We start from the raw sequence: 11364 nt of genomic DNA, 5'->3' as shown, positions 1-11364 counted from the left end.
ACTTCCCAACTCCACCGCCGCCTGCACTTCCGAAGAAACCGCTGCAGCGCTGAAGAGGTGCGCATTATAGACACCCAATCCAGACCGTCAAGAAAAATAACGATCAAGGTTTTAAATGGATGCATGAGCAAAGCACCTGATCGCCACCTTTCCTTGCTTGATATGGCTAGCACATGCCGCCGCGACCCGGGCTCGCACCCATCCATGTACATCGAGGCGGCGAGACCCTGCAAAGGCGCGGTTGCCGTTCTGCGGCCAGCAATGTTATCGTCCGCGCGTCACGCGGGAGAGAACTCCCGTATGGAGTCGCCGAAGGCGCAACCCCCCGGAACCGCTCAGGCACAACGGACCGCGTGCGAATCACAAGTCTGGAGAGCGATACGGCCGCAGGCGCGGCAGGCGTATCCACCGAAGGGGCACCCGCCCTGACGCGTACTTACATATATGTATACGCGCAGGACGAAATCTCTCAGGTACAAGGGACAGATGGGGCGAACCTGGCAGACGGCCGCGTTCGCCCTTTTTTCGTTCACCACGCGGAGCCCACTCTAATGAACACACCTGCCAAGCAGACCCCACTGCACGCCGCCCATATCGCATCCGGTGCACGTATGGTCGATTTTGCCGGCTGGGACATGCCGGTCAACTATGGCTCCCAGATAGAAGAACATCACGCCGTTCGCCGCGACGCCGGTATGTTCGACGTGTCTCACATGCTCGCCCTGGATCTCGCAGGTCCGGACGCCACGCCCTTTCTCCGCAACCTCCTCGCCAACGATGTGAGCAAGCTCAAGGATGCTGGCAAGGCCTTGTACAGCTGCATGCTCAACGAGCAAGGCGGCGTGATAGACGACCTGATCGTCTATCGGTTCAGCGATGCCGACTACCGCATCGTCGTGAACGCCGGCACGGCGGACAAGGACGTTGCATGGATGCGCAAGCGCATCGCGACCATTGCCGCCAATGTCACACTGCAGGCGCGTCGTGACCTGGCGATGATTGCAGTTCAGGGGCCGCGTGCGATCGAGCGCGCACAAGCGGCCTTGCCCGAGCTATCAACCTCGCGAGGCATACCATCACCCTTCAGCGGGGTGAGGGCGGGCGACCTGCTCATTGCCCGCACCGGCTACACCGGCGAGGACGGGCTGGAGATCGCCGTCCCCGCGAGCCGCGTCGAGGCAATGTGGAATGCCCTGCTCGCGGCCGGGGTCAAGCCCTGCGGCCTTGGCGCGCGCGACACCTTGCGCCTGGAGGCGGGCATGAACCTCTACGGCCAGGATATGGACGACGGCGTATCACCGCTGAACGCCGGCCTGTCATGGACGGTGGACCTCAAGGACCCGGAGCGCGACTTCGTCGGCCGCGCGGCACTCGATGCAAACCCCGGCACCCAGCGACTGCTCGGCCTTGTACTGGAGGACAAGGGTGTGCTGCGCTCGCACATGAAGGTCTTCTCCGCTGCCGGCGAGGGCGAGACCACCAGCGGCAGCTTCTCGCCTACGCTAGAGAAATCGGTCGCCTTCGCTCGCATGCCGCTCGCAACCGCAGCCGGCGAAGAGGTCGAAGTCGAAGTGCGCGGCAAGCGCCTCAAAGCTCGCACCGTCAAGCTGCCCTTCGTGCGCAACGGACAGATCCTTGTCTGACGCCGCGTCAGGCCGACGTGGCCCCCAGCCTTACCTGCCTGAAGAATCAACCCGACCGGGCGTCGTCGCATGACCGCCCCCAACACCTGGAGAAGAGAATGAGCAAGGTTCCCGCAGAACTGAAGTACACCAAGTCCCACGAATGGATCCGTGTCGAGGCCGATGGCACGCTGACCATCGGCGTCACCGACCATGCCCAGGAGGCGCTCGGCGACGTGGTCTTCCTCGAGCTGCCTGAAGCTGGCCGCAATCTGAGCGCAGGCGAAGCATGTGCCGTGATCGAGTCGGTCAAGGCCGCCTCCGACATCTACGCCCCCGTGGCAGGCGAAGTCATCGCCAACAACCAGGATGTGGCCGACGCCCCCGAGAGCGTCAACGCCGACGCCTACGGCGCCTGGCTGTTCAAGCTCAAGCCCGCAAACCCGGACGACGTCGGCGCCCTGATGGATGCTGCCGGCTACGAAGCGGAAATCGCCCAGGCCTGACCATGACCGACACCCTGCTTTCCGCCCCGCTCGCTGCACTGGAGCAGCGCAACGCCTTCATCGGTCGCCACATCGGCCCCGATACCGAGCAGATCGCCCGCATGTGCGCGACGATCGGCGTGCGTGACATCGACGCGCTGATCGCGCAGACCGTCCCCGCCGGCATCCGCCTGGCGCAGGCGCTCCCGCTGGCGCCCGCAGTCCCCGAGCATGAAGCGCTCGCCAGGCTCCAGACCATCGCTGCCAACAACGTGGTCAGGAAGTCCCTGATCGGTCAGGGCTACTACGGCACCCACACGCCGGCCGTGATCCTGCGCAACGTGATGGAAAACCCGGGCTGGTACACCGCGTACACACCCTACCAGGCCGAGATCGCCCAGGGCCGCCTGGAGGCACTGCTCAACTACCAGCAGATGGTGATCGATCTCACCGGGCTGGAGCTTGCCAATGCGTCCCTGCTCGACGAGGCCACAGCTGCCGCGGAAGCAATGACCATGGCGCGCCGGGTGTCGAAGTCCAAGTCGAACGTCTTCTTCATCGACGAAGCCTGCTTCCCGCAGACCATCGACGTGGTGCGCACACGTGCGCACTACTTCGGTTACGAGCTGGTGTTCGGCAAGGCGCAAGAAGCCGCTGCACACGACGCCTTTGGCGCCCTGTTGCAGTACCCCAACGCACGCGGCGAGGTGATCGACCTGTCGGCCCCGATCGCCGCACTCAAGGCGAAGGGCACAATCGTCGCGGTGGCCAGCGACCTCATGGCGCTGGTCCTGCTCAAGAGCCCGGGGGCAATGGGCGCAGACATCGCACTCGGCTCGGCGCAGCGCTTCGGCGTACCGATGGGTTTCGGCGGCCCGCACGCGGCCTTCTTCGCCACCCGCGAAGCCTTCGTGCGCTCGATGCCTGGCCGCATCATCGGTGTCTCGAAGGACGCCCGCGGCAAGACCGCGCTGCGCATGACGCTGCAGACGCGCGAGCAGCACATCCGGCGCGAGAAGGCCAACTCCAACATCTGCACCTCGCAGGTCCTGCTCGCCAACATGGCGGGTTTCTATGCCGTGTATCACGGTCCGCAAGGCCTGCGCACGATCGCAGCACGCATCCATCGCCTGACGGCACTGCTCGCCGCAGCGCTGCGCGAGGGCGGCTTCACGGTCAATGCCGACACCTTCTTCGACACCATCCAGGTCGATGCAGGCGCACGCGCGCCGGCCATCGCCGCTGCAGCCGCAAATGCCGGCTACAACCTGCATGTCGCTTCGGGCACGACCCTCGGGCTGGCCGTGGATGAAACAACCACCCTCGACGACCTCGTCCGCGTGCTCGAGTGCTTCGGCCTCCACGCCGACCTCGCGGCGCTCGACGCCCGTCTCGCCCAGAGCGGCGGCAACCTGCCCGCCGAGGTGCTGCGCACCGACCCCATCCTGGCGCATCCGGTATTCAACACGCACCACACCGAGCACGAGATGCTGCGCTACCTCAAGAAGCTGCAGAACCGCGACCTTGCGCTCGATCACTCGATGATCTCGCTCGGCTCGTGCACGATGAAGCTCAACGCCACCAGCGAGATGATCCCGGTGACCTGGCCGGCATTCGCCAACCTGCACCCGTTCGCACCCCGCGAACAGGCTACCGGCTACCTCGAGATGATCGAGGGCTTGGCCGACTACCTGCGTGCCGTCACCGGCTTCCCGGCGATCTGCATGCAGCCCAACTCGGGCGCGCAGGGCGAGTACGCCGGCTTGGTGGCGATCGCGCGCTATCACGCCAGCCGCGGCGAGGCGCATCGCAACGTGTGCCTGATTCCCAAGTCTGCCCACGGCACCAACCCGGCCACCGCGCAGATGTGCGGCATGCAGGTGGTGGTGGTCGAATGCGACGACAACGGCAACGTGGACGTCGCCGACCTCGAGGCCAAGGCCGAAAAGCACGCTGCCCAGTTGGCGGCGCTGATGATCACCTACCCGTCCACGCACGGCGTGTTCGAGGAATCGATCCGCGAGATCTGCGCCATCGTCCATGCCCATGGTGGCCAGGTGTACATGGACGGCGCCAACCTCAACGCCCAGGTCGGCCTTACCTCCCCGGCAACGATCGGTGCCGACGTGTCGCACATGAACCTGCACAAGACGTTCTGCATCCCGCACGGCGGCGGCGGTCCGGGCATGGGGCCGATCGGCCTCGCCGCACACCTCGCGCCCTTCATGGCCGACCACGTGGTGCAGCCCACGGGCGGCGCTGACCGTCCCAACCTGGGCCAGGGCGCAGTCTCGGCCGCGCCTTTCGGCTCCGCCAGCATCCTGCCGATCTCGTGGATGTACATCACGATGATGGGCGGAGAGGGCCTCAAGCGCGCGACCGAGGTAGCGATCCTCAACGCCAACTACCTCGCCGAGCGCCTCAAGGACCACTACCCGGTGCTCTACACCGGCAGCCAGGGCCGCGTCGCGCATGAATGCATCCTCGACATCCGGCCGATCAAGGCCGCGACCGGCATCTCCGAGGTCGACATCGCCAAGCGCCTGATGGACTACGGCTTCCACGCGCCGACCATGTCCTTCCCGGTGCCGGGCACGATCATGGTCGAGCCTACCGAGTCCGAAGGCCTCGATGAACTCGAGCGCTTCGCAGCCGCGATGATCGCGATCCGCGACGAGATCCGCCAGGTCGAGGCCGGCGTCTGGCCGGCCGAGGACAACCCGCTGAGGAACGCCCCGCACACCCAGGCCGACTTCATCGGCGAGTGGACCCGCCCGTACTCGCGCGAACAGGCGGTGTTCCCCTTGGCCTGGGTCGCGGAGAACAAGTTCTGGCCGAGCGTCAACCGCATCGATGACGTCTATGGCGACCGCAACCTGTTCTGCGCCTGCGTGCCGATGAGCGACTACGCGGACTGAGCCCGATCCTGGGGCCATGCCCCAGGCACTCGACTGCAGCAAAGCCACGCCCACGAGCGTGGCTTTTTTTTGCCCTGCGAGTCCGCCGCCTCGAACTCGGGTGCGCAAGTGGCCTATCATGAAGCCAAAAAAGAAGCCCCCACTCGCTCACTCACCCGACTCATGCTCACCCCACTCACGCACCGTAACCTGCTCTGGTCGGCCCTGCTGGCCGCCAGCATCGCCCTGCTCATCCTGTTGTTTGCCGGCCTGCTCGCGCAGATGCGCCCGGTTTCCATGCACGACCTGCACCTCGGGGCTGGCGAGAAGCTCAAGTGTGTCTCCTACGCCCCCTACCACCGTCCCGGACAGACTCCGCTCGACCCCGACACCCGCATCGAGCGCGAGCAGATCGCAGCCGATCTTGCCGCCCTCGCAGAGATCACCCGCTGCGTGCGCCTCTACTCGGTCAGCCAAGGCCTCGAGCACGTACCCGAACTCGCCCGCCCACTCGGTCTGCAGGTGCTGCTGGGCGCCTGGATCGGCTACGACGTGAGCGCGAACGCAGCGGAACTCGAGCGCGCGATCACGCTCGCAAACGACAATGCGGACGTCGTGCGAGCGCTGATTGTCGGTAACGAAGTATTGCTGCGCCGTGAGCGCACACCAGCCGAGATGCAGGCCTTGATCCGCGACGCGAAGGCTCGCACGCAGGTACCGGTCACGTACGCCGACGTCTGGGAATTCTGGACTCGCCACGATGAACTCGCGGCGGAGGTCGATTTCGTCACCGTACACATTCTTCCGTTCTGGGAGGATGAGCCGGTCGATATCGACCACGCCCTCACTCACGTGGCCGACATTCGCCGCCAGGTCGGCATCCATTTCGGCACCAAGCCAGTGCTGATCGGGGAGACCGGTTGGCCGAGTGCGGGACGCCAAAGAGAGCAATCCCGCCCATCCCTGGTCAATCAGGCGCGCTATATCCGCGAGTTCGTGCACCAGGCGCAGCAGGAGGGGTGGGACTACAACATCATCGAGGCCATCGACCAACCCTGGAAACGCCGTCTGGAAGGCACGGTCGGCGGCCATTGGGGGCTGCTCGAAGCGGGCAGCCTGCACCCCAAGTTCGCACTTGCGGGCGCTGTCGCCGAGCGCGAAAGCCTGTTCGGCCCCATCGGCGGCGCCCTGCTCGGAGGCCTGATCGCCTGCCTGCTCGCAGCCACCGGACGCAGGACCCGCTGCCTTCGCGTCAGCGCTCTGACGGCCTGCGGCGCAGTCGGCGGCGTGATCTCGGTACTGCACTGGGAGCACGCTCATCTCGCCTACCGCGACGCGCTCGAATGGAGTGTGCTCGGTGGCATGGCTGCACTTGCAGGCCTGCTGCCGCTGGTACTGGCGCGCTGGCATGGTGAGCCGATACCCGATACCGCGAGCGCCGCCCGCAGCTTGTGGCGGGCCGAGCGCATGCGCTCCAAGGCGCCGTCGGTCGGCTTGCTGCGCGGCCTGTTCCTGTTCGCCGCGGCAGTTGCAGCGCTGCTGCTGTGGGTGGATCCTCGCTATCGCGACTTCCCCACCTGGCTCTATCTTGCGCCCGCTCTGGTATTCGGCGTGATCGGCTGGTGGCGCAGCCGCATCACCATCGCAGAGCGCACCTGCGCCGCCGTCATCGTTATTGGCGTAATTGCACGCTGGCTGAGCGAGCCCGCAAACCCGCAGGCCATCGCCTGGCTGTCATGCGGCCTTGCGCTCGCCGTGCCGGTGCTGGCGCTGCGCAGCCACGAGCACCAACAGGGATAGCAGGGTGCCAACAGCAGCCGGATCATAACTGTAGAACACCAGTCCCAACAGGCCACTGACCCATCCCAGCCAGGCAAGACGACGGCACCCCAGCACGAAGGCCGCGCCCCCCGCCGCCAGGCTCAACCAACCGACGCGCTGGTGCATGAAGCCCTGTACCAGCGCGTCCTTGAGCAGGCACAACAGCGGCTCACCGCCACTGGTGCAGTCGCGCGGCAACAGCCCCGCCTCCAACACGCCGTGTCGCAGCCAGAGCGCTGCCCCGGCAACTGCACAGGCCACGAGCAAGACCTGCCGAAGTGCATGTTTGTCGAAATCCAATGGCTTCAATCCGGGCTTATCCTTAAAAATCATGGCCGCAGCGCGGCACAAACCTGCTGTTGCAAATTCGCATCGTGCGTCGCTCGTAAGGGACTGAAATGGCGCATAAAATGCGCCCGGCTCATCGTCCGGAGGGACGCGCCCGATGTTCGCGATTGTGTCACAGCAACGGCACAAGCGACATTTGCACGTGGCGCGACCACGCGACGCAGACGAGGGCAAGGCCACCACGCAGCACGATCACAGCAAGGCTCCTGACAAGAATATGAAACACGCCGCTTCGTTCGCAGTCCGCCTGGCCGTCGCCATCGCGATCGCCGCCATGGTCGCCTTCGCTCAGTACTGGATCTGGCAGCAGTTCAACCGTGGGGTCGAGTTCATCGGCACCAACCAGAGTATCAAGGGCTTCGCCTACAACGGCTTCCAGCGTGACCAAAGCCCGCTCCGCGGCAGCTACCCTGCCCGCCAGGAGGTCGCCTCCGACCTCGACCTCCTCGGGCGCATGTCGGACGGCCTGCGCACCTACGGCGTGTATGACCTGCCCGACCTGCTGGCGCTGGCGGGTGAGCGCGACATGATGGTCACGGCCGGTGCCTGGCTCGATGGCGACAAGGACAAGAACGCTCGCGAGATCGACGGCCTCATCGACGCCGCCCGCAGCATGCGCCACATCGAGCGCGTGATGGTCGGCAACGAAGCCATCCTGCGCGGCGATTTGCGCGTCGATGAGCTCATCACCTACCTCGACCAGGTACGCAAGGCAATCCGCAAGCCGGTATCCACGGCCGAGCCCTGGCACGTGTGGCTGCGTTACCCCGAGCTCGCCAAGCATGTCGACTACATCACCGTGCACTTGCTGCCTTATCACGAAGGCCTGCCGGTCGAGGAGGCGGTCGAGTATGCCTTCCAACGCTACGATGAAGTCGCCAAGGCGCACCCACGCAAGAAGATCGTCGTCGGCGAGGTCGGCTGGCCGAGTCGCGGCCCTACCATCGGCGCCTCGGTCCCCTCGCTCGACAACCAGGCTCGCTTCGTGCGCGAATTTCTCGCCCACCCGCGCACCCCACGCATCGACTACTTCCTGATGGAGGCCATCGACCAACCCTGGAAGGTCGATGTCGAAGGCTGGGCGGGTCCTTACTGGGGCATGTTCAATGCCGATCGCGAGCTCAAGTATGCGCTCGAGGGCCTCGTCGAGCGGGATCCCTACTGGTCGCAAAAGGCAAGCAACGCCGCTGCACTGGCGTTCATCCCGATGATGCTGGCAGCCTTCTTCCTGCCCGGCTGGAGCGTGTTCGGCCGCCTCTTCCTCGCTGCGCTGATCCAGGCCTGCGTGTCCACGCTGATCATCGGCATCAACGTCCCGGTGGACTATTACCTCACCCAGCGCGACCTCATCGGCCTGGTGCTGCTCATCGGCGCGACCTGCATGACAGCAGCGGTGCTGCTGTCGCACGGCTTCGAGTTCGGCGAGGTGCTGTTCAAGAAGAAATGGCAGCGCCGCTTCATGCCGCTGCCGCCGCACGCCCCCGACCAGCAACCCTTCGTATCGATCCACCTCGCCTGCTACAACGAGCCGCCGGAGATGGTGATCGCCACCATCGATAGTCTGGCGAAGATGAACTACGAGAACTTCGAAGTCCTCGTGCTCGACAACAACACCCGCGACGAGGCGCTGTGGAAGCCGCTCGAGCGCCGCTGCGCCGAACTTGGCCCACGCTTCCGCTTCTTCCACCTTGCCAATTGGCCCGGCTTCAAGGCTGGCGCCCTGAACTACGGCCTCAAGGTCACCGATCCGCGCGCCGAGGTGGTGGGCGTGGTCGACGCGGACTACGTGGTCGAGCCCGATTGGCTGGCCTGCCTGATCCCCCACTTCGACCAACCCGACGTCGCCGTCGTACAAGCACCTCAGGCCCACCGCGACTGGGAGACCCAACCCTTCAAGCGCATGTGCAACTGGGAGTTCGACGGCTTCTTCCGCATCGGCATGCACCACCGCAACGAGCGCAACGCGCTGATCCAGCACGGCACCATGACCCTGGTGCGCCGCCTGGCGCTCGAAGAGGTCGGCGGATGGTCCGAATGGTGCATCTGCGAGGACACCGAACTCGGTCTGCGCCTGATCGAGAAGGGCTACGACACCCGTTATGTCGACCATATCCTCGGCCGTGGCCTGACACCCTCGGGCTTCGCAGCGATCAAGAGCCAGCGCTTCCGCTGGGCCTTCGGCGCAATGCAGATTCTCAAGGCCCACCTGCCGCAGATGATCGGCCGCAGCAACCTCAACCTCGCTCAGCGCTACCACTTCCTCACGGGCTGGTTCGCGTGGCTGGGCGACGCCCTGCAACTCGTGTTCGCGTTCGGCAGCCTGCTGTGGACGCTGGGCATCCTGCTGTTCCCGAAGGCCTTCGGCCTGCCGGTGATCGCACTCGCGCTGCCCATCCTCGGCTTCATGGCCTTCAAGGCGGCGCTCGGCCCCATCCTCTACCGGCGCACCATGGATTGCCCGTGGAAGGACATCCTCGGTGCCTCGATCCTGTCGGTAGGCCTCGCGCACGCGATCGCGCGCGGCGTGTTCGCCGGCCTGGTCAAGAAGAAAGGCGTGTTCGTCGTCACCCCCAAAGGCTGGCGCGGCGGCGGCGCACTGGCCTTCTTCAATCCGATCCGCGAGGAGATCGGCATGCTCGTGGCCCTGCTCCTCGGCGCGGCAACCCTCGTCGCGCAGCGCGGCGCAGACAACCTGGAGACTCAACTGTGGGTCGGCATCCTATGCCTGCAGTGCATTCCCTACGTTGCCGCAGTGCTCTGCCAGGTTGCCGCCTACATGCCGGAGCGCAAGCCCGCTGCGGCGGCGACGGTGCTCCAGCCGCAGGCCTGAGCGCTTCGCTCAGTAAAGGACCAAGCCGATCGCCGCAGCGACAATCAAGGCGGGATAGACGATCAGTGTCACGCCCAGCCCGCCCTTGATCATCACCTTCTGCGGTACGTGGCCGCTACCGAACACGATGGCGTTGGGCGGTGTCGCCACTGGCAGCAGGAAGGCGCAGGACGTGCCCACCGCCACCAGCACGGCAAGCGGCACGCTTTCGACCTGAGGCGCCAGTCCAAGGAACAGCGGAATGAGCAGCGCCGCACTGGCGGTGTTGCTGGTGACCTCGGTGATGATGAGCGCGAAGAGGATCATCAGCCCCAGGCAAAGCAGCACCGGCATGCTTTGCAGGGGACCGCCGAGTTGGGCGGCAAGCCAGGCGGCGGCGCCGCTCTCGGCCAGCGCCTTGCTCAGCGTCAACCCGCCCCCGAACAGCAGCAGCACGCCCCACTCGGTACTGCGCTCGACATCCCGCCAACTGGCCAGCCCAAGCCCATGCAGAAGGACAAGCGCGAGGATCGCGACCGCCGCATCGTAACCGCGTACCAGACCAAACATTGCACCCAGCGGCGCACCAAACACCCACAGTGCGACGGTCAGCCCAAACACCCCAAGCATCGCCTTCTGCGGCCCGGTCCACGCTGCGGGCGGCGGCGGCGAAGTCAGCACGATGTCGAGCCTGGGCTTCAGCGTGCGACGCAGCGCAAACTCCATCAGTGGCATCAGCACGAGCACCAGCGGCAACCCCCAGGCGAGCCAGCCGGCGAAGCTCAGGCCCACGTTCGAGGCCGCGATCGCATTGGGCGGGCTACCTACCAGCGTGCCGATGCCACCGATGTTGGCCGAGAAGGCGACGCCAAGAAGCACGTACATCCAGGTGCGCCGGTACTGCTCGACCGGCAGGGGCGACAGCAATCCGAGCGCCAGCGGCAGCATCATCGCGGCCGTGGCCGTGTTGCTGATCCACATCGACATGAAGGCAGTGAGCCAGAACATCCAGCGCACGGCGCGACCGAAGTGCGCCCCGGCACGCCGCATCACCTGCCCCGCCATCCATCGATCCAGTCCCTGGCGCTGCAGGCCCGCAGCAAGCGCGAAACCGCCCAGAAAAAGGAAGATCACCGGATCAGCGAACTGCAACAAGGCCTCGTCGAAGGCAAGCACACCGCTCGCCGCAGCCAGCAGCGGCACCAGCAGCGCGGTGACGCTGACATGCAGCGCTTCGCTCATCCACAACCAGGCAATCGTCGCCACGAGGGCCAGCCCGGCGCCGGCGGCGCCGAGTCCCGAACCGAGCCACGTGTTGAGACCGACGAACAACAGGCCAGCGATGAGCAGATTGATCGATCGAGACAAGTGGATACCCTATG

7 protein-coding genes and 2 riboswitches are annotated in these 11364 nt (G+C 65.5%); of the genes, 5 read left to right on the top strand and 2 right to left on the bottom strand.

The genetic code is table 11. The annotated features are described in order from the left end of the window. The first annotated feature begins 273 nt into the window (after positions 1-273). Positions 274-362: riboswitch (glycine riboswitch) on the top strand. Next, a riboswitch (glycine riboswitch) is annotated at positions 363-496 on the top strand. It abuts the riboswitch before it with no gap. Between the two features lie 55 nt (positions 497-551). From gcvT to P7F68_RS18005, 4 genes are all read left to right on the top strand, one after another. Further along, positions 552-1643, top strand: coding sequence for a glycine cleavage system aminomethyltransferase GcvT (gene gcvT / locus P7F68_RS18020; RefSeq protein WP_002945364.1), 1092 nt, complete (start codon positions 552-554; stop codon positions 1641-1643). A gap of 98 nt (positions 1644-1741) precedes the next feature. Next, entirely contained in the window at positions 1742-2128 is a 387-nt protein-coding gene (gene gcvH, locus P7F68_RS18015) for a glycine cleavage system protein GcvH (RefSeq protein ID WP_270068185.1), read from the top strand. Positions 2129-2130: 2 nt separating this feature from the next. After that, entirely contained in the window at positions 2131-5025 is a 2895-nt protein-coding gene (gcvP, locus tag P7F68_RS18010; protein ID WP_277835207.1) for an aminomethyl-transferring glycine dehydrogenase, read from the top strand. A gap of 162 nt (positions 5026-5187) precedes the next feature. Continuing rightward, positions 5188-6804 (top strand): glycoside hydrolase family 17 protein, encoded by a 1617-nt coding sequence (locus P7F68_RS18005; protein ID WP_277835205.1) that lies wholly within the window; start codon positions 5188-5190, stop codon positions 6802-6804. On the opposite strand, the gene P7F68_RS18000 is transcribed toward P7F68_RS18005, so the two are convergent. After that, the gene (locus P7F68_RS18000) at positions 6739-7125 is read right to left on the bottom strand and encodes a hypothetical protein (RefSeq protein WP_277835203.1); all 387 of its coding nucleotides are present in this window, start codon (positions 7123-7125) and stop codon (positions 6739-6741) included. The two genes, P7F68_RS18005 and P7F68_RS18000, sit on opposite strands and share 66 nt — an antisense overlap. Before the next feature lie 265 nt (positions 7126-7390). On the opposite strand from P7F68_RS18000, the gene P7F68_RS17995 reads away from it, so the two are divergent. Further along, positions 7391-10003 (top strand): glycosyltransferase, encoded by a 2613-nt coding sequence (locus P7F68_RS17995; protein ID WP_198291887.1) that lies wholly within the window; start codon positions 7391-7393, stop codon positions 10001-10003. A gap of 9 nt (positions 10004-10012) precedes the next feature. On the opposite strand, the gene P7F68_RS17990 is transcribed toward P7F68_RS17995, so the two are convergent. After that, positions 10013-11350, bottom strand: a complete 1338-nt coding sequence (locus P7F68_RS17990; RefSeq protein WP_270068188.1) for an SLC13 family permease — start codon at positions 11348-11350, stop codon at positions 10013-10015. Positions 11351-11364: the final 14 nt, after the last annotated feature.

This window comes from Thauera mechernichensis, assembly GCF_029588855.1.
Taxonomy (GTDB): Bacteria; Pseudomonadota; Gammaproteobacteria; order Burkholderiales; family Rhodocyclaceae; genus Thauera; species Thauera mechernichensis.
Note: the sequence above shows the minus strand (reverse complement) of the source record. Positions and strands in the feature narration are given on the sequence as shown.

Bases quoted from the DNA above. Each gene is read 5' to 3' on its own strand.
- gcvT (WP_002945364.1), top strand. From the start codon at position 552: ATGAACACACCTGCCAAGCAGACCCCACTGCACGCCGCCCATATCGCA.
- gcvH (WP_270068185.1), top strand. From the start codon at position 1,742: ATGAGCAAGGTTCCCGCAGAACTGAAGTACACCAAGTCCCACGAATGG.
- gcvP (WP_277835207.1), top strand. From the start codon at position 2,131: ATGACCGACACCCTGCTTTCCGCCCCGCTCGCTGCACTGGAGCAGCGC.
- P7F68_RS18005 (WP_277835205.1), top strand. From the start codon at position 5,188: ATGCTCACCCCACTCACGCACCGTAACCTGCTCTGGTCGGCCCTGCTG.
- P7F68_RS17995 (WP_198291887.1), top strand. From the start codon at position 7,391: ATGAAACACGCCGCTTCGTTCGCAGTCCGCCTGGCCGTCGCCATCGCG.